The organism is Microcella alkalica (assembly GCF_014137945.1).
Taxonomy (GTDB): domain Bacteria; phylum Actinomycetota; class Actinomycetes; order Actinomycetales; family Microbacteriaceae; genus Microcella; species Microcella alkalica.
In genome coordinates, this window is the sequence record NZ_JACGWX010000001.1 from 314,209 (window position 1) to 340,086 (window position 25,878).

The following is a 25,878-nucleotide window of genomic DNA, read 5'->3' on the forward strand; positions in this document are numbered from 1 at the left end:
GCAGTTGTGCGCGACGCGGGTGGGAGGCCGTCCCGGGCTCAGGCGCGACGCTGCGCGCGATCCGTCTCCAGCAGCCGCAACCAGATCTCGCTCATCGTGGGATACGAGGGGACCGCGTGCTGCAGCCGGGCGATCGGGACCTCGCCCACGATCGCGATCGTGGCGGCGTGCACGAGCTCGGCGACGTCGTCTCCGACGGCGGTGAACCCGATCACGACATCGCGCGCGTCGTCGATGACGAGGCGCGCCCGGCCTCGATAGCCCTCCGCGTGCAGGCTCGCGCCCGCGACGTGCCCGATCTCGTAGTCGGAGACGCGGATCGCGAGCCCTCGCCCCGCGGCGCCTGCGGCGGTCATCCCGACGGAGGCGACCTCGGGCGAGGTGAACGCGACCGACGGGACGGCGTCGTGGTCGGCGGTCGCGGAGTGGGCGCCCCAGCGGCTCGCGTCGACCTCCTCGCCGCGAGCTCGTGCGGCGATGACGTCGCCCGCGGCGCGCGCCTGATACTTGCCCTGATGCGTGAGCAGTGCCCGGTGGTTGACGTCGCCGACGGCGTAGAGCCAGTCGTGCCCGTCGACGCGCAGCGAGTCGTCCACGTGCAGCCACGCGCCGGGTTCGAGACCGATCGTCTCGAGACCGAGACGATCGGTGCGAGGCCGCCGGCCGGTCGCGACGAGCACCTCGTCCGCCTCCACGCTCGCGGCGCCGCCCTCGAGCCCGATCATCACTGTGCCGTCGGCGCGGCGGTCGACGCGCGTCGGCGAGGCGCCCGTGAACACCGTGACGCCCTCGTCGCGGAGCCGCCGGCTCACGAGCTCGCTCGCGAACTCCTCGAGGTTCGACAGCAGTCGGCCTCGGCTGATGAGCGTCACCGTCGAGCCCAGGCCGGCGAACGCGGTCGCCATCTCGCAGCCGACCACGCCTCCGCCGATGATGGCGAGCCGCTCGGAGACGCGCTCCGCACTCGTCGCCTCGCGCGATGTCCACGGGGCGGCCTCCGCGAGGCCGGGGATGCCCGGGATCGCCGCGTCGGAGCCGGTGCAGATCGCGACGGCGCTGCGCGCGATGATCACGCGCTCTTCCCCGTCGGGCGTCGTCACGACGACCCGCCTCGCGCCGTCCAGCCGCGCCTCGCCGCGCACTAGCGCGATACCGGCGCTGTCGAGCCAGCGCACCTGCCCCGAGTCGTCCCAGTGGCTTGCGACCGCGTCGCGGCGCGCGAGCACCGCCTCGACATCGAGCCGACCGGTCGCAGCCTCGCGCGAGCCGGGGAGGGCGCGGGCGGCGCGCAGGGCGGACACCGATCGGACGAGCGCCTTCGACGGCATGCAGGCCCAGTACGAGCATTCGCCGCCGACGAGCTCGCTCTCGATGACGACCGCCGTGAGGCCGCCCTGCACGGCGCGGTCGGCTACGTTCTCGCCAACGGCGCCCGCGCCGATGACGACGAGGTCGTACGCCTCCTCGAGCGGGGCGGTCGTCGCCGCGGTGGCGCGGAGCGGGCGGGGCGGCTGGGTCACGGCGCGGCTCCTATCGGCTCACGAAGCGGGGAGTCTCGCGACGGAGGAAGGCCTCCATGCCGATGCGGGCATCCTCGGTCTGCATGAGCCGCACGAGCTCGCCCTGCAGGCGGGCGGCCGCCGCCGCGGGGCCCTCCGCGACGGCGAGGCGGGCGTTCTCGAGGGTCGCCTGCACGGCGAGCGGCGCCTGCACCGAGATGCGGTGGGCGAGCTCGACGGCGCGCGCGAGCTGCTCGCCCGGCTCGACGATCTCGGAGACGATACCCATGCGGGCGGCCTCGACGGCGTCGAAGCGGTCGCCGGTGAGCATCCACCGCATTGCGCTGCTCCACCCGGCCACCGCGGGGAAGCGGAGGGTCGCGCCGCCGAACGGCAGAATCGCGCGGGCCACCTCGAGCTGCGAGAACGAGGTGTCGCTCGCGGCGACCACGACGTCGCTCGCGAGCGCGAGCTCGATGCCGAGCGTCAGGCACGTTCCCTGCACGGCGAGCACGACGGGCTTTCTCACGCGCGGCCCCTGCACGCCCCAGGGGTCGATGCCGCCCTCGGGAACCATCGCGAGCCCCTCGGGGCCCACGCGAGGAGCGATGTCGCCGAGATCCAGGCCGCCCGTGAAGTGGTCGCCGTGGGCGAAGACGACGCCGACGCGGGCCTCCTCGGCGCGGTCGAGCTCGCCGTACGCGAGCGCGAGCTGCTGGAGCATCGCGAGGTCGGCGGCGTTGCGCTTGTCGACGCGATCGAGGCCGATGAGCAGAAGATGGCCGTCGCGCTCGACGGTGACGCGGCGCGGAGCGGCGACGGCGGTCGGGGCGGCGGGGGCAGCGGGGGAGTCGGACATGCGCGCCACTCTAGCCACCGCCGTCGGCGACCAGCCGATGCGGTCGACAGAGCGTCGTCAGGCCGCGGGAGGGGCCTCGGGTGCGCTCCAGCCGGCCGAGGCCGACACCGCCCCGGGAACGGGGCGCGTGAGCGCGGAGATGATGCGGAGGATGCTCGGCAGGTCGTCGCCCGCAGCCTCCGCGCTCGCCGGGGCGAACTCGGTGACGCCCGCGCCGGAGAGCGGGAGGGCGGCGCGCGCCGCGCCGATCGCGGCGACCAGCTCGGAGACCGTCGTGCCGAACGGCGTGGGGAAGCCCACGCCGCCGAACTCGGCCGGGTCGATGACGTCGAGGTCGACGTGGATGTAGAGCTCGGTCGCGCCCTCGGACGCTCGTTCGGCGACGGCGGCTCCGACATCGACGACCGCGACATGGGCGATCCCGAGGCTCTCAGCGGCGTGCTCCTCGGCCGGGTCGAGGTCGCGGGCGCCGACGAGCAGCACATCGGCGGGGGCCACGAGTCCCTGGTCGATGATCGACCGCAGCACCATGCCGTGGAAGGCGCCGGAGGGCGAGCTCGTCGGCGTGTTGAGGTCGGCGTGCGCGTCCGCCCAGACGAGCGCGGTGCGGCCTCGCCTGGCGACATGCTCGATGGCGGCGAGCTCGACTCCGCAATCCCCGCCGATGGTGATCGCGGGCCCGTCGATCTCGGCGAGAGCCGTCGCCTGCCGTTCGCGCACGATGCGCAGCGAGCTCCAGCGGTGGATGCCGGTCTGCTCGGCGTCTCCGGCCTCGAGAGGCACCTCGATCACCGTCGTGGCGCTCGTCGGCAGGTCGCCGCGGATCGCCTCCGCCCCGTCGACGAGCCGCATCGCGCGCTCTGCTCCCGAGCCCTGCCATTGGGGTACCACGACGAAGTGCGCTGCCATGGGGTCAGTCTCGCACCCGTGCCGGGCGGAAGGGGAGGACCGAGAGTCCCGAGAGCGCCGCCTCGAGCGGCCCGCGTCGCCCGAGCGCCTCGCACGCGAGACCCACGGCGACCCCCGCGACCGAGAGCACGATGAGGATGCCCCAGCCGACTGCGCCCTCGAACCTGCCTGCGCCGCCGAGCGGCGCGAGCGCGGCGACGACGAGCACGTGCCCGACGTACACCGTGAGCGCGACGCGACCGAGGGCGCGCAGCGGTTCGAGGACGAGCCGCGCGGTTCGCGGGGCGGCGGCGGCCTGGCTCTCCGGAGTCGCGGGGTCGAGAAGGACGAGCAGGAGCCCGAGAGCGGCCGCGGCGAGGCCTCCCGAGCCGAGCAACTCGGCGATCGTGCCGGAGTGCGCCTCCGCCGTGATTTCCTCGATCCCGAGCGATGCGCCGCCGGTGATCTGCGGCAGCAGCATCGCGGCCCCGTAGCCGACGATGCTCGCCGAGGCCCCGCCGAGCACGAGCGCCAGCCGCACGCGCCGCCGTCCGAGGCCCGAGCGGGCGGCGAGAAGGCCAGCCGCGAGCACCGGAACCCAGAGCAGCGCCGGGTACCAGCCGGTGAGCAGGTATTCAACCGCCGTCGCGGCCGGCTCCTGCTCGGGAACGCCCGCGCGCTCGACGGCGTCGCGGAGCGCGGGCCCGATGACGAGCACGGCAGCGCCCACCGCGGCGAGGGCCAAGCGCGGGAGGAACAGGAGCGGCACCATGAGCAGGAACATCACGCCGTAGTAGTCCAGGATCACCGCAATCCCGTGGGGCAGAAGCCACAGGAGCACGCCGGCGAGCACGAGCGCGAGAGCGCGGATGAGGAGGCGCAGCTGCCGCTCGGAGCGCTCGCCGGCGGGAGAGGGAGCATCCTGCCCCGTCATCAGACCGAGCGAGACGCCCGCGACGAGCGCGAACAGCAGGGATGGGCGGCCGTCGACGACGAGCTCCGTCGCCCCCAGCCCGCCCGAGCGAGGGACGGTGTGCGCCGCGATCATGCCGAGCACCGCCAGCCCGCGCGCGGCATCGACCCCCGCCCAGCGCGGACGGGGGTCGATGGCGGTGCGATCGGCAGCGGCCAGGCGCGTCAGCCCTGGATTGCCGAGGGAGGCGTCGATCCGGAGGACGAGCCGAGCTTGAGCGCGGCGAGGCGCGCCTCGATCTCCGCGGACTCGCTCGCGTCCTCCAGGCTCTCGAACTGAGCGTCGAGGCTCGAGGAGGCGAGCTCCTGCTGGCCCATGACCCGAGCCTCCTCGCGGCGCACCTTCTCCTCGAAGCGGCCGAGCTCGCTCGTTGGGTCGAGGATGTCGATGCTCTTCACGGCGTCGAGCACCTGCGACTGCGCGTCGGCGATCTTCGAGCGGGCGACGAGCTCGTCGCGCTTCGCCCCCAGCTCGCCCAGCTTGCCGCGCATCTGCTCGAGGCCCGTCTTGAGCTTCGCGACGATCTCGGTCTGCGCCTCGATCGTGGGCTCGGCGCCCTTCGCCTCGTTCTCGGCGCCGAGCTGACGGCCGAGCGCGACCTTCGCGAGAGTGTCGAACCTGTCGGCGTCGGCGGCGTTGCCGCTCGCGCGCAGCTCATCGGCCTTCGCACTCGCGGCCGCGGCCTTGCGACCCCAGTCCTGCGCCGCTGCGACGTCCTCCGCGTGATCCTGCTCGAGCAGCCGCAGGTTGCCGATCGTCTGGGCGATCGCGGCCTCCGCCTCCTGGATGCTCGCGGAGTAGTCGCGCACCATCTGGTCGAGCATCTTCTGCGGGTCCTCCGCCGAATCGAGCAGAGCGTTGATGTTCGCTCGGGCGAGCTGGGCGATGCGTCCGAAGATCGATTGCTTCGTCATGTGCGTGCTGCCTTTCTGTCGGGGATGCCCGTGATCGTGCGATCGGGGCGGGGGATGCCGTGAGGGGAGCGGGTCAGAAGCGACCGCCTCCGCTGCGTCGCCCGCCCGAGCGCACACCGCCGAAGCTGCCGCCTCCCGAGCGCCGGGACGAGCCGAACGTCGGGGAGCCGCCGCCGAATCCACCGGGGAACCCGCCGCGGGAGGGCCCGCCGAAGCCGCCGCGCGAGACGCCTCCGCTGAGGAGTCCGCCCAGGAGCCCGCCGATGATCGCCTCCCCGAGGCCGCCCCCCGATCGTCCTCCGCCCAGCAGCCCGCCAGGGAAGCCGGGAAGGCCGACGGGCGCACCGCCGGTCATGGTGGACGAGACGTCGGCCTCGGCCTGGCGCAGCGCCTGCGCCGCGAGCTCCGCCGCGCGCTGCGCGGCCTGCAGCGACTGCTCCGGCTGGTCGGCGGGAGAGCGCACCGCGGCATCGAGCTGCGCCTGCGCCTCCGCAAGGGCGGAGCGCGCGCTCGCGCCGACACCGCCGCGATGCGCTGTGATGTACTCGGCCGCGCTCAGGATGCGGCTGCGGGCGGCGGCTAGGGTTCGGTCGAGGGCCCCGGCCGCGGCCTGACGGCGCTCGCCGATCTCCCGCGCCGATGCGAGCGCCTCATCGAGTCGGCGGTCGGCGACGACGAGGGCCTGAAGAGCGTCGACGGGGTCGGACTCGCCGCCTTCGCTGGCGGCCAGTGCCGCCTCGGCGCTCGACGCGGCCGAGCGCACCGTCGGGTCGTCGGGCAGAGCGGAAGCCGCCTGGAGTCCGGAGCGCAGGTCGTCGCGCTGGGCCTGGAGATCCGTGCGCGCCTCGACGAGCTCGGCAGCGAGGCGGTCGATCGCGTCGAGGGAGCCGCGCAGCTGCGCGACGGCGAGCTGGCCGGCGCGGACGGCGACCGCGGCCTCGCCCGTCGCGCCGGCTGTCGACTTCGCCTCGGCGTCCAGGATTTCCTCGCGGATGAGGGCGAGCAGTCGGGCGGTCTGCGCAGGAGTGTCGGCGATCGCCGCGATGGCGTCGCGCGCGTACTCGTCCTGCAGTCGGCCCACCGTCGTGGTCGCCATCGCTGCGCGCGCCTCGAGCTCTTCCTCGGTCGCGGTGAGCGCGGCGAGCGCGTCGGGCAGCGACTGCTCGACATCGCGAAGGGCGTCGAAAGCCTCCTCCTGCTCCTCGAGCAGGTCGTCTGCCTCGTCCAGGAGCGCACCGATCTGCTCGAGTGCGGCACGGCGATCGGGCTCGGCGTCGGGCTGGGCATCGCCCAGAGTGCGTCGAAGGCGGAATGCCTCGGCGACGCGTTCCCGAGCGGCGTCGAGCGCGGCACGGAAGCCCGCAACCGTCTCGCCCCCGAACTGGGCCTCGGCGAACCCGAGCTCCTGCTCGCTCGTCGTGAGCGCGTCGTCGAGCTGCACGAGCCGGCGAGCGGCATCGCGATCGAGCTCGTCGATCGAGGGCTCGGGCGGGCCCGCGATATCGGGGCGCTCGCCGCCGCCGCCGCTGCGGGAGCCGCGTCGCGCTCGCATCACGATCCACACGAGGAGCGCGATGACGGCCAGTCCCGCGATGATCGCGATGAACGGGATGCCGCCGCTCGAGGCGTCCTCGCCTCCCGCGCTCTCGCCGCCGGAGCCGCCGCCCGCCGGGCTCTCGCCGCCGAGAGCGTCGGCGTAGGCGACGATCGCGTCGGCGAATCGGTCGTCGCGAAGAGCCGGGATGAGTCGATCGACCTCGGCGCGCTCGGCGACCGAGGGGTCGACCGGCCAGTCGGGCCCGTAGGAGAACGCGTAGGCGCGTTCGTCGACCGAGATCGCGAGCAGGGTGTCGCGGTCGCCGAGGGAGGAGAGCACGGCCGACTGCTCCGCCCAGTCGAAGCTGTCGGCAGCGCCGTCGAACCGGTCGGTGACGACGACGAAGAGACCGGCGCCGGTCTGATCGAATAGCTCGTCGAGCGCGCGCTCGACCCGGGCGGTGTCGCCGCTCAGAGCGCCCGCCGCGTCAAGCACGTAGGCGCCGTCGAGATCGAGGGGCTCGGATGCCGCCGCCGGCACCGCGACGCCGATCGCCACGGCGATGCCGGCGGTCGCGATCGCGGCTCCCGTCACGAGCCGTGCACGCCTGAGCGACCGGCCGATCGCACTCATGGTTCTCCTCCGACTCGCCCTCGCGGCCCCGTTCCTCCGGGGCGCCGATGGTGCCGGAGAGTCTAGCGATGCTCGACGTCGCGGCGTCGAGAGCGCTCAGCGTCCTGACGGCTCAGTCGGCGAGTCGGCGGCGCAGCAGGTCCAGCTGTCGGTCGAGCTCCGCGGGCAGCCGGTCGCCGAAGGTCGCGAAGAACCCCTCGATGTCGTCGGCCTCTGCGAGCAGGGCGCCCTTGTCCTGGGCGAAGAGCTCGCGCACGCGGTCCTCGCTCAGGTCGAGGCCGTCGAGGTTGAGTCCGTCGGCGGTCGGGATGGATCCGAGCGGGGAGTCCTCGGCGCACGCGGTGCCGTCGAGCCGTTCGACCATCCACTGGAGGACGCGCGCGTTCTCGCCGAAGCCCGGCCAGAGGAAGGAGCCGTCGGCTCCCTTGCGGAACCAGTTGACCTGGAATACGCGCGGCACGCGGGCGGAGCGGCGCAGGCGACGACCGAAGTCGAGCCAGTGAGCGAAGTAGTCGCCCATGTTGTAGCCGCAGAAGGGCAGCATCGCGAACGGGTCGCGACGCAGCTCGCCCACAGTGCCTTCGGCGGCCGCCGTCTGCTCGGATGCGATCGTGGCGCCCAGGAAAACGCCATGATCCCAGTCGCGCGCCTCTACCACCAAGGGCACGTTCGTCGCTCGGCGGCCGCCGAAGATGATGGCGTCGATGACGACGCCCTCCGGGTCCTCCCATGTGCTCGCGATGGACGGGCACTGACGGGCGGACACGGTGAATCGGGAGTTGGGGTGCGCGGCCGGGACACCGGACTCGGGGGTCCAGGCGTTGCCGCGCCAGTCGATCAGGCGCGCGGGCGGCGCGGAGGTCATGCCCTCCCACCACACATCGCCGTCCTCGGTCTTGGCGACGTTCGTGAAGACGGTGTTCCCCCAGAGGGTGTCCATCGCCGTCGGGTTGGTCGTCGCACTCGTGCCGGGCGCGACGCCGAAGAAGCCCGCCTCCGGGTTGATCGCGCGCAGGCGGCCATCGGCACCGATGCGCAGCCAGGCGATGTCATCGCCGATCGTCTCGACGGTCCAGCCCGGGATGCTCGGCGAGAGCATCGCGAGGTTGGTCTTGCCGCACGCGCTCGGGAAGGCGGCGGCCAGGTGGTAGGCGCGGCCGGTGGGCGCGGTCACCTTGATGATCAGCATGTGCTCGGCGAGCCAGCCCTCGTCGCGCGCCTGGACGGAGGCGATGCGGAGCGCGAAGGCCTTCTTGGCGAGGATCGCATTGCCGCCGTAGGCCGAGCCGTAGGAGAAGATCTCGCGCGTCTCGGGGAAGTGCACGATGTACTTCGTGTCGTTGCAGGGCCAGGCGGCGTCCTTCTCGCCCGGGGCGAGCGGGGCGCCCACGCTGTGGATCGCGGGTACCCACTCGGCTCCCGCCGCGATCGCGTCAAGGGCCGCGGTGCCCATCCGGGTCATCGTCCCGGTGCTGACGACGACGTAGGGGGAGTCGGTGACCTGCACGCCGAGCTTCGCCATGGGCGAGCCGATCGGGCCCATCGAGAAGGGCATGACGTACATCGTGCGCCCGCGCATCGAGCCGCGGAGGAGGTCGGTGACCTCGGCGCGCATGCGCACCGGGTCCGCCCAGTTGTTGGTCGGGCCGGCGTCGATCTGCTCCGCCGAGCAGATGAAGGTGCGCGACTCGAGACGGGCGACGTCCGCCTCGTGCGAGCGGGCGAGGAAGGAGTAGGGGCGCAGTTCGGGGTTCAGCTGCTCGATCGTGCCGTTGGAGACGAGGAGCTGCAGAAGCTCGTGGCGCTCGCGCGTCGACCCGTCGCACCAGTGGATGTCCGCGGGCTGCATCAGCTCCGCGAGCTCGGCGACCCAGGCGGAGACGTCGGCGGGGCGCTCGGCGTCGGCGCCGGGGGAGACTGACTGAGCCGCCTCGAGGGTTGAATCGGTGCGCGGGTGGTCGAGCAGCGTCATGATCGTCTCTCCGTCCTGGGAAGAAATCCCTGTTACGCCAATGATGTCGCTCCGTAGACGGCGATTATCCGAAGCCCTGCGTTAAAGAACCGCCGATCTTTCGCTATTGTCAAGGCATGAGCGACCTTGTCACCCTCGGCCAGCGCATCCGTCACTTCCGCTCGGCCACCGGGCTCACCCTCGACCAGCTGGGCGAGCTCGTTGGCGTCGCAGGTAGCCAGCTCTCCCTCATGGAGAACGGTCGCCGCGAGCCGCGCATCACCCTGCTCACGGCGATCGCCGACGCGCTCGGCGTCGCGCTCTCGGATCTCCTGGAGGAGACGCCGCCCTCCCATCGCGCGGCGCTCGAGATCGAGCTCGAGCGGGCGCAGCGCTCGGCCCTCTACGCATCGCTCGGCCTTCCCGCCGTGCGCGCATCACGGTCGATGAGCGATGAGGTGCTCGAGGCGCTCGTCGGCCTGCATCGCGAGCTCGTCGAGCGCGAGCGCCAGACGATCGCGACGCCGGAGGAGGCCCGCCGCGCCAACACCGAGCTGAGGCACCGCATGCGCACGCTCGACAACTACCTGCCGGACATCGAGGAGCTCGCGGAGCGCACGGTGCGCGACACGGGCCACACCACCGGAGCGCTCACGCACCGCGAGGTCGGCCTCATGGCGAAGAAGCTCGGCTTCGAGCTCGTGCACGTCGGCGACCTCCCGCATTCGGCGCGCTCGGTCATCGACCTCGAGAACGGCCGCATCTACCTCCCTCCCGCCTCCATCCCCGGCGGCCACGGCCTCCGCTCGATGGCCCTGCAGGCGATCGCGCACCGGCTCCTCAGCCACGAGGTGCCGAGCACCTATGCCGAGTTCCTCCGCCAGAGGCTCGAGATCAACTACTTCGCCGCAGCGTGCCTCATGCCCCGCGAGCAGTCGGTGGCCTTCCTCGCGCAGGCCAAGGCCGACCGCAACATCGCGGTCGAGGACTTCCGGGACGCCTTTGGCGTGACGCACGAGGCGGCCGCGCTGCGGCTGACGAATCTCGCTACCTCGCACCTCGATCTCACGCTGCACTTCCTGCGCGTGGGCGACGACGGCGCCGTCTACAAGGCCTACGAGAACGATGGGCTCCGCCTGCCCGTCGACGTCACCGGCTCGGTCGAGGGTCAGCTCGTGTGCCGGCACTGGAGCGCCCGCGTCGCCTTCACGCGGACCAACAGGACGACCGAGTTCTACCAGTACACAGACACTCCCGAGGGCACGTACTGGGAGTCGACGCAGACCGGCACGAGCGCGAGCGACGAGTTCTCGATAACCGTCGGCGTGCCGTTCGCGCAGTCGAAGTGGTTCCGCGGACGGGAGACGACCAACCGCAGCGTGTCGACCTGCCCCGACCCTGCCTGCTGCAGGCGGCCCTCCGGCGACCTCGCGAGCCGGTGGCGGGGCAAGGCGTGGACGAGCGCGAAGCTCCACGCGCACATCCTCTCGCCTCTGCCCAGCGGCACCTTCCCCGGCGTCGACGATCAGGAGCTCTACCGCTTCCTCGAGACGCACGCCGAGCGCGTCGACGACTGAGCTCAGAGTCGGCGGGCGCCGTCAGCGCTCGAGAGTCGGGGCGGACGTCACGCCCTGCGCCGCGTCGGCGGCGCCCTTGGGAAGACGGCGGACGGACGCGCGCCGACGGCGCCGCAGCGTCATCGAGCGCATCTCGTCCATCTTCCCGAAGCACAGGAGGCGGTCCTCCGCCTGCAGATCCTGCCGAGCGCGAGGGTTGGGGATGACGGTCGTTCCGCGATTCAGGGTCAGCACCGTGATGTCGCGATCGAGGATGCCCGACTCGCCGAGGGTCTTGCCGACGATGTCAGCACCGGCGTGCACGACGAGCTCCGCGACGCCGTAGCCCGTCGACACGGCGAGCCTCTGGCGCACGTCGATGTCCGGGAACGCGACCTCGTGCGCGATGTAGTCGATGATCGCGCCGGCGACGTCGAGCGTCGTCGCCCGTTCGATGCCCTCGAGGCCGGGGGAGGAGTTGACTTCCATGACGAGGGGTCCGTCGTTGCCCTCCAGCATGTCGACGCCCGCGACGCGCAGCCCCATGATCTGCGCGGATCGAACGGCCGCGCGCTCGTACTCCGGAGTCAGCGACACCGCCTCGACCGACCCGCCGCGGTGGACGTTCGATCGGAACTCGTCGCCCTCGGCCGTGCGTCGCATGGCCGCGACGACGCGGTCACCGACGACGAGGGCGCGGATGTCGCGCCCTCGGCTCTCGGAGATGAACTGCTGGATGAGGACGTTCTGGTTCGTCGAGTGCAGCGTCTCGATGATGGCCTCGGCGACCTTCGCCTGGGGGGCGAGGATCACGCCGATGCCCTGCGTGCCCTCGAGGAGCTTGATGACGACGGGAGCACCACCGACGCGCTCGATCGCGGGGCGCACGTCGGCGCGGTTGCGCACGAACGCGGTCGCGGGCATCCCGATGCCGTGTCGGCTGAGGATCTGCGTGGCCCGCAGCTTGTCGCGGGCGTTGCTGATTCCGTTGGAGGTGTTGGGCGTGAAGACGTCCATCTGCTCGAACTGGCGCACGACGGCCGTGCCGAAGTAGGTGATCGAATTGCCGATGCGCGGCAGAATCGCGTCGTACGTCGACAGCGGGCGGCCGCGGTAGTTCAGGTCGGGCTCCGGCCCCGTGAGGTCGACGGCGAAGCGGAGAGTGTTGAGGACCTTCACGCGGTGGCCGCGCTGCTCGGCGGCGGCGCGGAGCCGCTGCGTCGAATACGAGTGCGGGGCACGCGAGAGGATGGCGATTTTCATGGAGCGCCCCTGACAAGATGAGGGTGTGACGGAGTCCGCCCATTCAATCACCATCGTCGGATGGCGAGAGTGGATCGCCCTGCCCGGCGCCGGCATCCCCTGGATCAAGGCGAAGCTCGATACGGGAGCCCGCACGTCCTCGGTGCACGCCTACGACGTCGAGCTCGTCGGCGAGGGCGATGACGAGCGGGTGCGATTCCGGATCCGCCCCTGGCAGGAGTCCGCCGACGACGCCGTGGTCGTCGAGTGCCCCGTGCACGATCGGCGGAGCGTGCGCAGCTCCTCCGGGCACGTGGAGGAGCGGCTCGTCGTCCTCATGGACATCGCGATCATGGGCCGGCCCGTGACGACCGAGGTCACGCTCAGCAATCGCGACACGATGGGATTCAGGATGCTCATCGGCCGTCAGGCGCTGCGCCACGGCTTCGTGGTCGACTCGGCCCGGTCGTTCCTCGGCGGCCGCGCGCCCAGAGAGGTGCGCCGCGCCAACCGCGGTCGCTGACCGCCGAACAGAAGAGATTGCTCGCGCCCCCGACAGGATTCGAACCTGCGGCCCTCAGTACCGGAAACTGATGCTCTATCCCCTGAGCTACGGAGGCGAGAGTCAGCCTAGCGGGTTCCCCGCGGTGGTCGCGCCGTGCCAGCATGTGCCCATGACGCCGGTGACGGTCCGCACCGCGCTCGTCCGCGAGGTCGGATGCGCGGTCGACGGGGTGCTCGGAGAGCCCGCGGCGCTCGTGCTGGCGATCGCCGTCGCCGACGGGGAGGGGCTGTCGCGATCGGAGCGCCTCCGCGTCGCGGTCGATGGCCGCGCGCTCGACGTGGCCGAGCATCCCGGGCCCGTCGGGACCCGATGGCACACGGTCGACGCGCCCGCGGGGGTGCTCCGAGTCGAGTACGAGGCGATGGTTCGCGGGCGTGCTCGGCCGGCGACCGTGACGCCGCTCGAGCGGATACTCGACGTGCGCCCGAGCCGCTTCGTGCAGAGCGACATCCTTCCCGCGCTCGTTGACAGCGAGGTCGTGCGGGCCTTCGCCGATCTTCCGCCGCTCGACCGCCTCGGAGCGGTCAGGGAGGCGGTGAGCGGCGCTCTGGAGTACTCCTGGGGCTCCACGCGGCCGACCGACGGCCTCGCCGAGCCGCTCGAGGCGGGGGCGGGCGTGTGCCGTGACTTCGCGCATGTCGTCGCGGGTCTGCTGCGCGCGACCGACCTGCCGGCGCGCGTCGTGTCCGTCTACGCGCCCGGCCTCGATCCCATGGACTTCCACGCAGCCGTCGAGGTCGCGGTCGGCGATGAGTGGCTGCTCGTGGATGCGACCGGCCGAGCGCCGAGGAGGACGATGGTTCGCATCGCGACGGGGCGGGATGCCGCGGACACCGCGTTCCTCGCGAGCGACGGCTCGGCACTCGCCTTGACCGCTGTGCGGGTGCGGGCCGAGGCGAACGACCCGTCGCCGGAGCGGCCCTCCGAGCTCGTCGCGCTCGGCTAGGTGTTCTTCCTCGTGAGGTTGTGAACGCGATCCGAGGGCACGAGCCCGCCCAGGCCGCTGTGGGGTCGGTGGTGATTGTAGTGATGCAACCATCCCGGCGACGATGCCGGCCGTGAACTGCGGTCCGTCAACGCCAGCCCGGCCCGATATCGACGCGACCAGCGCGACGCCGTCGCCGGCGAGCACTGGAAGTGTTCCGCAGCGACCCGAACGGGCCAGCCGTCATCAACGATCAACTACGCCAGTCGGCGGCGTCCCTCCGGCGTCAAGGGAGCATTAGCGTGAGTCACGAAGACCTCCGGTGATGATGCGAGTGCGGTTACCCACGTCGTCCCGGAGGTCTTCGCCTACCCCAGACGTTCGCAACGGGCCGGGGAAGAACAGCTAGGAGAGCGCCGCTCGCATCGGCTCGGCGAACGAGCTCGCCTCGCCGGGGTCGGTGAGCACCGGGGAATCGATGACGATCCAGTAGTCCTCGCCGGTGATCTCCGTGTGCCCGCTTCCGCCACTCACCCGGAAGAACCCGTCGGGGATCACCGGACTCGGCTCCGCGCGGTCGGGAGCTGTCGACCGGACGGCGGCGAGCGAGTCGGGGGTGAGCCGGATGACGCCGGCCGAGATGCGTGCTCCGCTCGTCTGGTTGAGCCAGCCGCAGGCGATCCCGCCGGAGGCGACGATCGTCTCGACGAGCTCGCTGTGCCGGGGCGCGGGGTCGGAGCCGATGTTGGGGTTGAATTCGTAGAGCGCGTCCGGGGTCATGAGCTCGTCGCAGGAGATGCCGAGGGGGAGCGCCTCGAGACCGCTCGCAGGAGGCGTCGCGGATGCCGAGGGCTGCGGGGTCGGCTCCGACGGGCTCGGACTGGGCGCGCTCGAAGGCGACGCGGTCGCGCTCGGCTCGGAGGTCGCCGAGGGCGTCGGGGCCTCAGCCTCGGTCGACGGAGCGCATCCGGCCGCCAGTGCGGCGAGGACGACGGCGAGAGCGGTGGCGACGACGCGGGACGGAGTCATGCCGACAGTGTGACGCGCCCCCGGCCGGATCGGCCGGAGCGACTGACAGTTAGGATCAGACTTCGTGAATCCCGACCTCCTCGCCTCGTCTCTGCTCGCCGCCGTCACCGCCGCGGTCCAGGGACGCGACGGCGAGGCGGCGGACTCGCTCTCGGTCGGCGACATCGCGCTCGAGCGTCCTCGCAATCGCGATCACGGCGACTGGGCGACGAGCGTCGCCCTCAAGCTCGCCAAGCGCATCGGGCTCACTCCTCGCGCTCTCGCCGAAGAGCTCGCGACCGCGTTCGGCGCGATCGAGGGAGTCGCGAGCGTCGAGGTCGCGGGGCCCGGCTTCCTCAACATCCGCCTCGAGGCGGGAGCGGCCGGCGCACTCGCAGCGGCCATCGTCGCCATGGGTGGCGCGTACGGCGGCAACGACGCGCTCGCCGGCCAGTCGATCAACCTCGAGTTCGTCTCCGCGAACCCGACCGGGCCCATCCACCTCGGCGGAACGCGGTGGGCGGCAGTGGGGGACTCACTAGCGCGTCTGCTCTCGATCAGCGGTGCCGCGGTGATCCGCGAGTACTACTTCAACGATCACGGAGTCCAGATCGATCGCTTCGCGCGGAGCCTCGTCGCCGCCTATCGGGGCGAGCCCACTCCGGAGGACGGCTACGGCGGGCAGTACATCTCCGACATCGCCGACCGGGTGGTGGCGACCCGCTCCAACCTCGGAAGCCTCGACGGCGCCGAGCTCCAGGAGGCATTCCGGGCGAGCGGCGTCAACCTCATGTTCGACGACATCAAGAAGAGCCTGTCCGATTTCGGAGTGCACTTCGACGTCTACTTCCACGAGAACAACCTGCACGAGAGCGGCGCGGTCGACCGAGCGATCAGCCGCCTTCGCGAGCTCGGCCACATCTTCGAAGAGGATGGCGCCGTCTGGCTGCGGACGACGGCGTTCGGAGACGACAAGGATCGCGTCGTCGTCAAGTCGAACGGCGAGGCCGCGTACATCTCCGGCGATCTCGCGTACTACCTCGACAAGCGCGAACGCGGATTCGACCGCTGCATCATCATGCTCGGGGCCGACCATCACGGATACGTCCAGCGGATGATGGCGATGTGCGCCGCGTTCGGCGACACTCCGAACGAGAACCTGCAGATCCTCATCGGGCAGATGGTCAATCTCGTCCAGAGCGGCAAGCCGGTGCGCATGTCGAAGCGTGCGGGCACGGTCGTGACGATGGAGGACCTGGTCGACGCGGTGGGGGTGGACGCCGCCAGGTACGCGCTCGTGCGCAGTTCGAGCGACTCCAACCTCGACATCGACCTGGACGTGCTGCAGAAGCGCAGCAACGACAACCCCGTCTTCTACGTGCAGTACGCCCACGCGCGCACCCACCAGGTGGCGCGGAACGCGGACGCGGCCGGAGTGGACGGCTCGCAGTTCGCCGCCGAGCTGCTGACCGACGAGACCGAGAGCATCCTGCTCGGTGCCCTGGCCGAGTTCCCGCGCATCGTCGCCCAGGCCGCGAGCCTGCGCGAGCCGCATCGGGTCGCGCGCTTCCTCGAGGAGCTCGCCGCCGCCTTCCATCGCTGGTACGACGCGTGCCGCGTCACCCCCGTCGGGGACGACCCGGTCCAGCCCGTCCACCACTCCCGCCGGGTGCTCGCCGATGCGACGGGACAGGTGCTCCGCAACGGGCTCGACCTCCTCGGCGTGTCCGCACCCGAGAGGATGTGACGATGTCCTCCGCGAGCACGCCCGACCGTCGCTCCGATCGCGTCGACCCTGCCGTCGCCGCGACCCTCTCCGACGCGCGCGCCTCCGACGCGGCGTCGCCGCCCGCCTCCGCGCGACGCCGGGGCGGGCGCCGCGCCGCGATCGTCCTCGGGGTGACCGCGGCCGTCCTCGGCGTCCTCGTGATCGGGGCGGCGGTCGCCGACGGCGCCGTGCGCGGTGCGATCCGCGACGAGGTGGCCGATCGGGTTCGCGCCTCCCTCGAGCTCGACCCCGAGCATCCCGTCGAGGTCGACATCGCGGGACGATCGGTGCTCTGGCAGATCGTGACGGGGCGATTCGAGCGCGTCGACGTCGACGCGGGCGAGATCTCGGCCGGAGACCTGGCCGGGGCGCTGACGATGTCGGCCACGGGCATCCCGACCGACAGCACGCAGCCCACCGACCGCGTCGACGCGCAGTTCGTCGTCGCCGAGGGAGACATCGCCGCGATCGCGGGAGCCCTGTCCGGCGCCTCGATCGACGAGGTCGCGCTCGACGACGGCCAGATCCGGTTCCGGTCGACGCTCGACCTGCTGGGGTTCCAGCTCGAGGTCGGCGTCGGGCTCCTTCCCGCGGCGGTCGACGGAGCGCTCAGCTTCACTCCCGCCTCGCTCGTCGTCGGCGAGGAGGAGATCGATCTCGAGAGCTTCGCCGAGCAGTTCGGCGGCCTCGGCGGCGGGCTGCTCACGGCGCAGTCGGTGTGCGTCGCCGAGCACCTCCCGAGCGGTCTGCTGCTCGAGGAGGTCGTCGTGGAGGACGACGCTCTCGTCATCGCCCTCGGCGCGGACGACGTGGCTCTCGACGGCCCTGCGCTGTCGCAGCGCGGAACCTGCTGACGATCTAGACCTCCACCTGCTCGCCCTGCTCCGGCACTCGAGCGCGAACACCGAGCTCGCGCTCGATGCGGCCCCGCAGCACGTCGGCGGCATCCGGCTCGCCGTGCACGATGTAGGCGCGCTCGACGCTCGCGCCGCGCATCCAGTCGAGGATCTGCTCGGCATCGGCGTGCGCGGACATGCTCTGCAGCTGGACGACCTCGGCGGCGATCGGCACCTCCCGACCGAAGATCCGCACCGAGTCCGCCCCCGCGGCCAGCGCGGCCCCTCGCGTGCCGCCCGCCTGGTACCCGGTGAGCACGATCGCGTTGCGGGGGTCGCCCCCGTACGCGGCGAGGTGGTGGAGGATCCGTCCGCCGGTGAGCATGCCGCTCGCGGCGACGATGACCATGGGCCCGCCCCGCAGGTTGAGCAGCTTGGAGTCATCGACGGAGTGCACCATCGTGGCGAGCTCGTACAGGTCGGCCAGATCGTCACCGGCCACGCGGTGCTCGTCAGGGTGCGCGCGGTACATGGCCGTCGCATCCACCGCCATGGGGCTGTTGAGGTAGATCGGCACCCGGGGGATCCTGCCTGCGCGGCGCAGTCTTGACAGGTGCAGCAGGAGCGCCTGGGCGCGGCCGACGGCGAACGCCGGGATCATGACGACGCCGCCACGGCCGAGAACGCGCTCGAGAACAGGAGCGAGCTCCTCCGCCGGGTCCGTGACGGGGTGCGCACGATTGCCGTAGGTTGACTCGACGAGCAGCGCGTTCGTCGGGGGCAGCGCGGCGAGCGGCTCCGGCGGGATCATGAGCGCGTCGTCCGCCCGCCCGAGGTCGCCGCTCACGTGCAGGGAGCGCCCTGCCGACCGGAGGCGGATGTGCGCTGCGCCGAGGATGTGCCCGGCGTGGTGGAGCTCGGCCTCGACGCGACCGGGGAGCGCGATCGTCTCGCCGAACCGGCGCACGCTCACGCGCTCGAGCGCTCGTTCGGCATCGGCCGTGGTGTAGAGCGGCGCCGGCGCGGCGTGCTTGGAGTAGCCCTTCCTGGCCGCGAACCTCGCCTCCTCCTCCAGCAGGTACGCCGAATCCGGCCACAGCAGCCCGACGAGGGAGGCCGTTCCGGCCGAGCACACGATCGGCCCGGCGAAGCCGTCGCGGACGAGGGCGGGGAGGTACCCGGAATGGTCGAGATGCGCGTGCGTGAGCACGACGGCGTCGATGGACGACGGCGGAATGGGGAACGGGGCGCGATTTCGCAGACGAAGCTGCTTGTAGCCCTGGAACAGCCCGCAGTCGATCAGGATCCGTGATCCGCCGGCTTCCAGCAGGAACCGCGATCCGGTGACGGTTCCCGTCCCTCCGAGGAACCGCAGAGTCGGGCGGTCGTCGTCGGCCATCGTCGCTCCTTCCGCGACGGATGACGTCGTCTCGTCGCACGCCCAGTGTGCTCTCGTACTCGCGCGTCGCCCAGGGGCGAAAGGCCCAGGTCCGTGCACGATAGAATTTCCCTGGCTTCAGGGACCAATCCGGGTTCGCTCGCCTCACTCCCGTGCAGAGACTTCCGTGCAGATCCCCGTGAGGTGCGTTCCGTGTCCGTCAACCCGCTCGCTCCGTCGTGGCTCCGCCACCCCGATGACGCGAACGCGCTGCCCGCGCACGTCTGGCCGTCCTCGGCCGCGCGCGGCGCCGACGGCTCCCTCGTGATCGGCGGCGTCCGCACCCCGGCGCTCGCCGCCGAGTTCGGCACGCCCCTGTACGTGATCGACGAGGCGGATGCGCGTGCGCGCGCCGCTCGGACGCTCGAAGCGTTCCGCACCGCCTTCGCAGGCCTCGGCGCCGAAGCCGTCGTGTACTACGCCGGGAAGGCGTTCCTCTGCACGGAGGTCGTGCGCTGGATGCTCGACGCCGGCCTCAACATCGACGTCGCGAGCGGTGGCGAGCTCGCGGTCGCGCTCGCGGCGGGAGCCGACCCGACCAGACTCGGCCTGCACGGCAACAACAAGTCGCTCGCCGAGATCGACCGCGCCGTCGGCGTCGGCCTCGGGGCGGTCGTCATCGACTCGCTCGTGGAGGTCGAGCGCGTCGCCGAGGCGGCCGCGCGGCACGGTCGCACGCAGGCGGTGCGCGTCCGCATCAACTCCGGCGTCCACGCCCACACGCACGAGTACCTCGCGACGGCCAGGGAGGACCAGAAGTTCGGCATCCCGCTCTCCGAGGCCGCTGAGGCCGTGCAGCGGATCCGCGCGCACGAGCCGCACCTGCGCTTCCTGGGCCTCCACTCCCACATCGGCTCGCAGATCTTCGTCGTGGACGGCTTCCTCGAGGCCGCGCGCCGCCTTCTCGCCGTCCACGCTGAGCTTCTCGCCGACGGCGATGTCCCCGAGCTCAACCTCGGCGGGGGCTTCGGCATCGCCTACCTCGACGGAGACGAGGCGCCCGTCATCGAGAGCATCGCTTCCGGCCTCGCCGAGGCGATCGGGTCCGTGTGTGCCGAGCTGGGCATCCCGGTGCCGCGCATCGCGGTCGAGCCGGGCCGCACGATCATCGGCCCGGCGGGCGTGACGCTCTACGAGGTCGGCACCACGAAGGACGTCGTCGTGCCGACCGACGGCGGCACGACGGCTGTCCGGCGCTACGTCAGCGTCGACGGCGGCATGAGCGACAACGCCCGCCCCGCGCTCTACGGCGCCGACTACGGCGTGCGCCTCGCCGGGCGCGCGTCGGGCGCCGACCCCGCTCTCGTGCGCGTCGCCGGCAAGCACTGCGAGAGCGGCGACATCGTCGTGCAGGCCGACTACCTGCCGGGCGACGTCGCCCCCGGAGACCTCGTCGCCGTGCCCGCGACCGGGGCCTACTGCTTCTCGCTCGCGAGCAACTACAACTACCTCGCCCGCCCTGCCGTCGTCGCGGTGCGCGACGGCTCCGCGCGGGTCATCGTGCGCGGCGAGACCGAGACCGACCTCCTGCGCCGCGATGCCGGAATCGCCGACCCCGCCGACCCGACGCACCCCGCTGCCCGACCCGAGAGGATCACCCAGCCGTGATCGAGTACCGCAACCTCCGCATCGCCCTGCTGGGGGCCGGCAGCGTCGGCGCCCAGGTCGCCGACCAGCTGCTGACCCACGCCGACGAGCTCGCCGCGCGCGTGGGCGCGCGCCTGGAGCTCGTCGGCGTCGCGGTGCGCGATGTGGATGCTCAGCGCACGACCGACATCCCGCGCGAGCTGCTCACGGCGGATGCCGAGTCGCTCATCCTGGGGTCCGACATCGTCGTGGAGCTCATGGGCGGCCTGGAGCCCGCGCGCACGCTCATCCTCCAGGCCCTGACCTCGGGCGCCGACGTCATCACCGCCAACAAGGCGCTGCTCGCCACGCACGGCCCCGAGCTGTTCGAGACGGCCGAGCAGGTCGGCGCGCAGCTCTACTACGAGGCCGCGGTCGGAGGGGCGATCCCGATCATCCGCCCGCTGCGCGATTCGCTCGCGGGCGATCGCGTCACGCGCATCCTCGGGATCGTCAACGGCACGACCAACTTCATCCTCGACCGCATGGACAAGCACGGCGAGACCATGGAGCAGGCGCTCGCCACCGCGACGGAGCTCGGGTACGCCGAGGCAGACCCGACCGCCGACATCGGCGGATACGACGCGGCGCAGAAGGCGGGGATCCTCGCGAGCCTCGCCTTCCACACCCTCGTGCCCGCCGAGGCCGTCTACCGCGAGGGCATCACCGAGGTCTCGCTCGACGACGTGCGCGCCGCGCGCAAGGCAGGCTACGTCGTCAAGCTGCTCGCGATCTGCGAGAAGATCGTCGACCCCCTCACGCTCGAGGCGGGCGTCTCGGCGCGGGTCTACCCCGCGCTCATCCCCGACGAGCACCCGCTCGCCGCGGTGCACGGCGCCAACAATGCCGTCTTCGTCGAGGCGGAGGCCGCCGGACCGCTCATGTTCTACGGCGCGGGCGCCGGCGGCATCCAGACCGCCTCGGCCGTCCTCGGTGACGTCGTCTCCGCTGCGCGCCGCCATGTCGTCGGCGGCCCCGGCGTCGCGGAGTCGACGCACGCGAATCTTCCGGTGCTGCCCATCAGCGCCGTCACCACCCGCTACCAGATCACCCTTCGGGTGGCGGACCAGCCCGGCGTGCTCGCGACGATCGCGACCCTGTTCAGCGAGCACGGGGTCTCCGTCGAGACGGTCGAGCAGTCCGTCGTGTCGATCAGCGAGCGCGAGGGAGCAGCCGAGCCCGCCGCTACTCTGGTGATCGGCACCCATGAGGCCTCGGATGCCGATCTCGCCGCAACGGTCGCGGCACTGACCACCAGCACGGTCGTTCACAGCGTGACCGGCGTGCTGCGAGTAGAAGGACTGTAGATGGCGAAGCAGTGGCGCGGTGTTCTGCACGAGTACGCCGACCGACTGGACATCAGCGACGCGACCCCGATCGTCACGCTCGGCGAGGGCGGCACGCCGCTCATCCCCGCGCGCTACCTCTCGGAGCGCACCGGCGCCGAGGTGTGGGTCAAGTACGAGGGCATGAACCCCACGGGCTCGTTCAAGGACCGCGGCATGACGATGGCGATCTCCAAAGCCGTGGAGCACGGCGCGAAGGCCGTCATCTGCGCCTCGACGGGCAACACCTCGGCGTCCGCCGCCGCCTATGCCACGCACGCCGGCATCACCGCGGCCGTGCTCGTGCCCGAGGGCAAGATCGCGATGGGGAAGCTCAGCCAGGCCGTCGCGCACAAGGCCGAGATCATCCAGATCCAGGGCAACTTCGACGACTGCCTCGACATCGCTCGCGAGCTCGCCGCGAACTACCCCGTCCACCTCGTCAACTCGGTCAATCCCGACCGGATCGAGGGCCAGAAGACCGCGGCGTACGAGGTCGTCGAGGTGCTCGGCGACGCGCCGGACTTCCACATCCTGCCCGTCGGCAACGCCGGAAACTACACGGCGTATCACCGCGGCTACCGCGAAGAGCTCGCGCGCGGCGCGGCCACCACGCTTCCCCGCATGTTCGGCTTCCAGGCCGCCGGCTCGGCGCCGCTCGTGACGGGGGCCGTCGTCCGCAAGCCCGACACGATCGCGAGCGCGATCCGCATCGGCAACCCGGCCTCGTGGGAGCTCGCGCTCGCCGCGCACGCCGACAGCGATGGCTACTTCGGGGCCATCGACGACGCCGGAATCCTCGAGGCGCACCGCCTCCTGTCGCAGGAGGTCGGGGTCTTCGTCGAGCCGGCCTCGGCGATCTCGGTCGCGGGTCTGCTCGAGCGAGCCGCGGTCGGGGCCATCCCGCGCGGCGCGCGCGTCGTGCTCACCGTCACCGGCCACGGCCTGAAGGACCCGCAGTGGGCGCTCAAGCGCGCCGACGGCAGCGAGGTCGCCCCGACCGTCGTGCCCGTCGACACCGCTGAAGTCGCCGACGTGCTCGGCCTCGTCCGGGGCGGGCACTGATGGCAGTCGACCCCCGCCTCGCCGGCCGCCGCGTGCACGTGAAGGTGCCCGCGACGACGGCGAACCTCGGCCCCGGCTTCGACACGCTCGGGCTCGCTCTCTCCGTCTACGACGAGCTCGACGTGGCGGTGCGCGAGGCGCCCGGCGCGACGGTGCGCGTCGAGGGCGTGGGGGAGGGGGAGGTCCCGACCGACGAGTCGAACCTCATCGTGCGGTCGATCAGGCACACCTTCGATCACTACGGGATCGAGATGCCGGGCCTCGAGCTCGTCGCGCACAACGTCATCCCTCACGGCCGAGGCATGGGCTCGTCGGGCGCGGCCATCGTCGGCGGCATCGTGGCGGCGAAGGGCCTGCTCGAGGGCATCGTGGACATCGACGCCGATGGGCTCCTCGCTAGGGCGACGGAGCTCGAGGGTCACCCCGACAACGTCGCACCGGCGCTCTTCGGCGGCCTCACGATCGCGTGGATGACGCCGCAGGGCCCGCAGCACAAGCGGCTCACCGTGCATCGCGGCGTCTCGCTGCTCGTGTGCGTTCCCGAGTCGACGACGATGTCCACCGCGCTCGCGCGGTCGCTGCAGCCGGCGTCCGTCCCGCACGAGGACGCGATCTTCAACGTCTCGCGGTCCGCTCTGCTGATCGCCGCACTGATCCAGAGCCCCGAGCTGCTGTTCGCCGCGACGGAGGACAAGCTGCACCAGAACTATCGCGCGAGCGCGATGCCCGAGACGGATGCCCTGATCCAGGCGCTCCGCGCGAAGGGTTTCGCGGCCGTCGTCTCGGGCGCCGGCCCGTCCATCCTCGTGCTCTGCGGCGATCCCGCGCAGCGCCTCGCCGCCGCGGAGATCGTGGCGGAGAACGCCGCCACACCGTGGCAGTCGCACATGCTCGCGGTCGATTTCAAGGGTGCTACAGTGGTGGCGCATCCGGTCGAGGCCGCGGCTTAGGCCCACCTCCCCGGGCATCCCCAAGCAGCTATCGCTTTTTCACCGGCTCGTACCGCGGCATCGCGTTGCGCCCGTTTCCCGGTTCATCATCACCGCCTCCCGTGCGGTCGGTCCGAAGCGATCAGCATCCTCCGCGGCACCATGCCCGGAGTCGAAAGGACACCACCTCCGTGACTGACATCACCGACCGCGACTCGAGCGCGGCCGCAATCGACCTGACCACCCTGAAGCTCCCGCAGCTGCAGCAGCTCGCCACCGAGCTCGGCATCACGGGGGTCTCCAAGCTCCGCAAGGGCGACCTGCTCGCGGCGATCGTCGCCGTGCAGGGAGGCGGGAGCGTCGGCGCCGACACCGACCTGTCGACCGACGCCGTGCCTGCCGTCGACGAGGCACCTGCCGAGGCCACGGGCGATGCGCCCGCCGCCTCGGCCGACGCGCCCGCCGCCGGTGCCGGAGCGCCCGCCCGTCGCGGCTCCCGCCGCGTCACGAGCGGCACAGTGACGGCCGCTCCGACGCAGGCCCCCGACGCCGCTGAGCCCACTGAGCTCTCCACTGACGCAGACGCCGCGACCGACGCCGCAGCCGAGACCGCCGACGAGGGCGACCGTTCGCCCGCCGAGCGCCGCGCGGGCCGCCGTTCCGCCCGCGAGCATGCGGCCGGCGCCTCCGCGGGCGTCGCCGTCACCCCGGCCGAGGACGCCTCCACGATCGACTCCGAGCGCTCGGCGGACGCCGAGGCGTCCGACGACGACTCCGAGAGCGGAGGCGGCCGCGGCCGCAACCGCAACCGCAACCGTCGCAACCGCGACCGCAGCCAGAACGGCCAGAACGGCCAGAACGCCGAGCAGGGCGACGCCGCCCCGAGCGGTCGACAGGGCGCGCGCGGTCAGGACGCGCAGCAGGCGCAGTCCGGTCAGCAGGCGCAGTCCGGTCAGCAGCCCCAGTCCGGCCAGCAGGCGCAGTCCGGCCAGCAGCCGCAGGGCGGCCAGCGCGGCCAGCAGAATCAGAACGGCCCGCAGAGCGAGCGCGCCGATCAGGACGCCGACGGCCGTGGCCGCGGTCGCGGTCGTGACCGCAAGCGCGGGCGCGGCCCCGCGGGCGACGACTTCGAGCCCGAGGTCGGCGAGGACGACGTCCTCATCCCCGTCGCGGGCATCCTCGACGTGCTCGACAACTACGCGTTCGTGCGCACGACCGGCTACCTCCCCGGCCCGAGCGACGTCTACGTCTCGCTCGGCCAGGTGAAGAAGTACCACCTGCGCAAGGGCGACGCCGTCGTCGGCGCCATCCGCCAGCCCCGCGAGGGCGAGAGCCAGGGCCGCCAGAAGTACAACGCGCTCGTCTCGATCGACTCGATCAACGGCCAGACGATCGAGGAGGCCGCCGCGCGCGTCGAGTTCGGCAAGCTCACGCCGCTCTACCCGCAGGAGCGCCTGCGCCTCGAGACCGAGCCGCAGAAGCTCTCGACCCGGATCATCGATCTCGTCGCCCCGATCGGCAAGGGCCAGCGCGGCCTCATCGTCTCGCCCCCCAAAGCGGGCAAGACCCTCGTGCTCCAGGCGATCGCCAACGCGATCGCCAAGAACAACCCCGAGGTCCACCTCATGGTCGTGCTCGTCGACGAGCGACCTGAAGAGGTCACCGACATGCAGCGCTCGGTCAAGGGCGAGGTCATCGCCTCGACCTTCGACCGCCCGGCCGAGGACCACACGACGGTCGCCGAGCTCGCCATCGAGCGCGCGAAGCGCCTCGTCGAACTCGGCCACGACGTCGTCGTGCTCCTCGACTCGATCACCCGCCTCGGCCGCGCGTACAACGTCACCGCGCCCACCAGCGGGCGCATCCTCTCGGGCGGCGTCGACTCGGCCGCTCTCTACCCGCCGAAGCGCTTCTTCGGCGCCGCGCGCAACATCGAGGACGGCGGCTCCCTCACCATCCTCGCCACCGCGCTCGTGGAGACCGGCTCGAAGATGGACGAGGTGATCTTCGAGGAGTTCAAGGGCACCGGCAACATGGAGCTCCGACTCTCGCGCCAGCTCGCCGACAAGCGCATCTTCCCCGCCGTCGACATCTCCGCCTCCGGCACCCGCCGGGAGGAGATGCTGCTCGGCTCGGAGGAGGTCAAGGTCACGTGGCGCCTGCGCCGCGCCCTCGCCGGCCACGACACGCAGCAGTCGCTCGAGGTCGTACTCGGCAAGCTCAAGGAGACGCAGTCGAACGTCGAGTTCCTCGTGCAGATCCAGAAGGCGCTGCCTCAGGCCGACCGCAGCCAGCCCGCCCACAAGGAGGACTGATCGCGGGGGCCGAGCGCCCCCGCCCA

20 protein-coding genes, 1 tRNA gene and 1 pseudogene are annotated in these 25,878 nt (G+C 72.0%); 10 read left to right on the top strand and 12 right to left on the bottom strand.

Going from position 1 to position 25,878, the window contains the following annotated elements:
• Positions 1 to 38: 38 nt before the first annotated feature.
• The 7 genes from FHX53_RS01535 to FHX53_RS01565 all read right to left on the bottom strand — a co-directional run bounded on the left by FHX53_RS01535 (position 39) and on the right by FHX53_RS01565 (position 9,275).
• The gene (locus FHX53_RS01535; RefSeq protein WP_182489541.1) at positions 39 to 1,520 is read right to left on the bottom strand and encodes an FAD-dependent oxidoreductase; all 1,482 of its coding nucleotides are present in this window, start codon (positions 1,518 to 1,520) and stop codon (positions 39 to 41) included.
• A 10-nt stretch (positions 1,521 to 1,530) separates the two neighbouring features.
• Positions 1,531 to 2,358, bottom strand: coding sequence for a crotonase/enoyl-CoA hydratase family protein (locus tag FHX53_RS01540; RefSeq protein ID WP_182489543.1), 828 nt, complete (start codon positions 2,356 to 2,358; stop codon positions 1,531 to 1,533).
• A 57-nt stretch (positions 2,359 to 2,415) separates the two neighbouring features.
• Positions 2,416 to 3,267: an arginase family protein gene (locus tag FHX53_RS01545; protein WP_182489545.1), complete on the bottom strand. Its 852-nt coding sequence runs from the start codon at positions 3,265 to 3,267 to the stop codon at positions 2,416 to 2,418.
• Between the two features lie 4 nt (positions 3,268 to 3,271).
• Positions 3,272 to 4,414, bottom strand: a complete 1,143-nt coding sequence (locus tag FHX53_RS01550; RefSeq protein ID WP_343050805.1) for a heparan-alpha-glucosaminide N-acetyltransferase domain-containing protein — start codon at positions 4,412 to 4,414, stop codon at positions 3,272 to 3,274.
• Positions 4,384 to 5,133 carry a PspA/IM30 family protein gene (locus tag FHX53_RS01555; protein ID WP_182489549.1) on the bottom strand — a complete coding sequence of 250 codons (750 nt, stop codon included), beginning with the start codon at positions 5,131 to 5,133 and terminating at the stop codon, positions 4,384 to 4,386. Before FHX53_RS01555 ends, FHX53_RS01550 begins: the two co-directional genes overlap by 31 nt.
• A 73-nt stretch (positions 5,134 to 5,206) precedes the next feature.
• Positions 5,207 to 7,303 (bottom strand): TPM domain-containing protein, encoded by a 2,097-nt coding sequence (locus FHX53_RS01560; RefSeq protein WP_182489551.1) that lies wholly within the window; start codon positions 7,301 to 7,303, stop codon positions 5,207 to 5,209.
• A gap of 112 nt (positions 7,304 to 7,415) precedes the next feature.
• Positions 7,416 to 9,275 (bottom strand): phosphoenolpyruvate carboxykinase (GTP), encoded by a 1,860-nt coding sequence (locus FHX53_RS01565; RefSeq protein ID WP_182489552.1) that lies wholly within the window; start codon positions 9,273 to 9,275, stop codon positions 7,416 to 7,418.
• Positions 9,276 to 9,391: 116 nt separating this feature from the next.
• Between FHX53_RS01565 and FHX53_RS01570 the strand changes: the two genes are divergently transcribed.
• A complete protein-coding gene (locus FHX53_RS01570; RefSeq protein WP_182489554.1) occupies positions 9,392 to 10,831 on the top strand; it encodes an XRE family transcriptional regulator in 1,440 nt (479 codons plus the stop codon).
• Positions 10,832 to 10,852: 21 nt separating this feature from the next.
• On the opposite strand, the gene rimK is transcribed toward FHX53_RS01570, so the two are convergent.
• Complete coding sequence (gene rimK, locus FHX53_RS01575; protein ID WP_182489556.1) at positions 10,853 to 12,073, bottom strand: 30S ribosomal protein S6--L-glutamate ligase; 1,221 nt, start codon at positions 12,071 to 12,073, stop codon at positions 10,853 to 10,855.
• A 25-nt stretch (positions 12,074 to 12,098) separates the two neighbouring features.
• Between rimK and FHX53_RS01580 the strand changes: the two genes are divergently transcribed.
• On the top strand, positions 12,099 to 12,575 hold the full coding sequence (locus FHX53_RS01580; RefSeq protein ID WP_182489558.1) for a putative ATP-dependent zinc protease: 477 nt from the start codon (positions 12,099 to 12,101) through the stop codon (positions 12,573 to 12,575).
• A 24-nt stretch (positions 12,576 to 12,599) separates the two neighbouring features.
• On the opposite strand, the gene FHX53_RS01585 is transcribed toward FHX53_RS01580, so the two are convergent.
• A tRNA-Arg gene (locus FHX53_RS01585) sits at positions 12,600 to 12,672 on the bottom strand.
• Between the two features lie 54 nt (positions 12,673 to 12,726).
• Here FHX53_RS01585 and FHX53_RS01590 point away from each other — a divergent pair.
• Entirely contained in the window at positions 12,727 to 13,563 is an 837-nt protein-coding gene (locus tag FHX53_RS01590; RefSeq protein WP_182489560.1) for a transglutaminase-like domain-containing protein, read from the top strand.
• A gap of 95 nt (positions 13,564 to 13,658) precedes the next feature.
• Here FHX53_RS01590 and FHX53_RS01595 read toward each other — a convergent pair.
• Positions 13,659 to 13,799: pseudogene (locus FHX53_RS01595) on the bottom strand (helix-turn-helix domain-containing protein); the annotation flags it as partial.
• A gap of 148 nt (positions 13,800 to 13,947) precedes the next feature.
• A complete protein-coding gene (locus FHX53_RS01600) occupies positions 13,948 to 14,571 on the bottom strand; it encodes a hypothetical protein (RefSeq protein WP_182489562.1) in 624 nt (207 codons plus the stop codon).
• Positions 14,572 to 14,635: 64 nt separating this feature from the next.
• On the opposite strand from FHX53_RS01600, the gene argS reads away from it, so the two are divergent.
• A complete protein-coding gene (gene argS / locus FHX53_RS01605; RefSeq protein WP_182489564.1) occupies positions 14,636 to 16,297 on the top strand; it encodes an arginine--tRNA ligase in 1,662 nt (553 codons plus the stop codon).
• Between the two features lie 2 nt (positions 16,298 to 16,299).
• Entirely contained in the window at positions 16,300 to 17,172 is an 873-nt protein-coding gene (locus tag FHX53_RS01610) for an LmeA family phospholipid-binding protein (RefSeq protein ID WP_182489567.1), read from the top strand.
• Positions 17,173 to 17,176: 4 nt separating this feature from the next.
• On the opposite strand, the gene FHX53_RS01615 is transcribed toward FHX53_RS01610, so the two are convergent.
• Positions 17,177 to 18,553: an MBL fold metallo-hydrolase RNA specificity domain-containing protein gene (locus tag FHX53_RS01615; protein ID WP_182489568.1), complete on the bottom strand. Its 1,377-nt coding sequence runs from the start codon at positions 18,551 to 18,553 to the stop codon at positions 17,177 to 17,179.
• Between the two features lie 192 nt (positions 18,554 to 18,745).
• Here FHX53_RS01615 and lysA point away from each other — a divergent pair, with 192 nt between their 5' ends.
• From lysA to rho, 5 genes are all read left to right on the top strand, one after another.
• A complete protein-coding gene (gene lysA / locus FHX53_RS01620) occupies positions 18,746 to 20,200 on the top strand; it encodes a diaminopimelate decarboxylase (RefSeq protein ID WP_182489570.1) in 1,455 nt (484 codons plus the stop codon).
• On the top strand, positions 20,197 to 21,525 hold the full coding sequence (locus FHX53_RS01625) for a homoserine dehydrogenase (protein ID WP_182489572.1): 1,329 nt from the start codon (positions 20,197 to 20,199) through the stop codon (positions 21,523 to 21,525). Before lysA ends, FHX53_RS01625 begins: the two co-directional genes overlap by 4 nt.
• Positions 21,526 to 22,608 (top strand): threonine synthase, encoded by a 1,083-nt coding sequence (thrC, locus tag FHX53_RS01630; RefSeq protein WP_182489574.1) that lies wholly within the window; start codon positions 21,526 to 21,528, stop codon positions 22,606 to 22,608.
• Positions 22,608 to 23,558, top strand: coding sequence for a homoserine kinase (thrB, locus tag FHX53_RS01635; RefSeq protein WP_182489576.1), 951 nt, complete (start codon positions 22,608 to 22,610; stop codon positions 23,556 to 23,558). The genes thrC and thrB overlap by 1 nt, the downstream gene beginning before the upstream one ends.
• A gap of 170 nt (positions 23,559 to 23,728) precedes the next feature.
• Complete coding sequence (gene rho, locus FHX53_RS01640) at positions 23,729 to 25,852, top strand: transcription termination factor Rho (RefSeq protein WP_182489578.1); 2,124 nt, start codon at positions 23,729 to 23,731, stop codon at positions 25,850 to 25,852.
• The last annotated feature ends 26 nt before the right edge of the window (positions 25,853 to 25,878 follow it).

Bases quoted from the DNA above. Each gene is read 5' to 3' on its own strand.
- FHX53_RS01565 (WP_182489552.1), bottom strand. From the start codon at position 9,275: ATGACGCTGCTCGACCACCCGCGCACCGATTCAACCCTCGAGGCGGCT.
- FHX53_RS01570 (WP_182489554.1), top strand. From the start codon at position 9,392: ATGAGCGACCTTGTCACCCTCGGCCAGCGCATCCGTCACTTCCGCTCG.
- thrB (WP_182489576.1), top strand. From the start codon at position 22,608: ATGGCAGTCGACCCCCGCCTCGCCGGCCGCCGCGTGCACGTGAAGGTG.
- FHX53_RS01540 (WP_182489543.1), bottom strand. From the start codon at position 2,358: ATGTCCGACTCCCCCGCTGCCCCCGCCGCCCCGACCGCCGTCGCCGCT.
- FHX53_RS01555 (WP_182489549.1), bottom strand. From the start codon at position 5,133: ATGACGAAGCAATCGATCTTCGGACGCATCGCCCAGCTCGCCCGAGCG.
- FHX53_RS01610 (WP_182489567.1), top strand. From the start codon at position 16,300: ATGTCCTCCGCGAGCACGCCCGACCGTCGCTCCGATCGCGTCGACCCT.
- FHX53_RS01545 (WP_182489545.1), bottom strand. From the start codon at position 3,267: ATGGCAGCGCACTTCGTCGTGGTACCCCAATGGCAGGGCTCGGGAGCA.
- thrC (WP_182489574.1), top strand. From the start codon at position 21,526: ATGGCGAAGCAGTGGCGCGGTGTTCTGCACGAGTACGCCGACCGACTG.
- rimK (WP_182489556.1), bottom strand. From the start codon at position 12,073: ATGAAAATCGCCATCCTCTCGCGTGCCCCGCACTCGTATTCGACGCAG.
- FHX53_RS01560 (WP_182489551.1), bottom strand. From the start codon at position 7,303: ATGAGTGCGATCGGCCGGTCGCTCAGGCGTGCACGGCTCGTGACGGGA.
- FHX53_RS01590 (WP_182489560.1), top strand. From the start codon at position 12,727: ATGACGCCGGTGACGGTCCGCACCGCGCTCGTCCGCGAGGTCGGATGC.
- FHX53_RS01600 (WP_182489562.1), bottom strand. From the start codon at position 14,571: ATGACTCCGTCCCGCGTCGTCGCCACCGCTCTCGCCGTCGTCCTCGCC.
- FHX53_RS01615 (WP_182489568.1), bottom strand. From the start codon at position 18,553: ATGGCCGACGACGACCGCCCGACTCTGCGGTTCCTCGGAGGGACGGGA.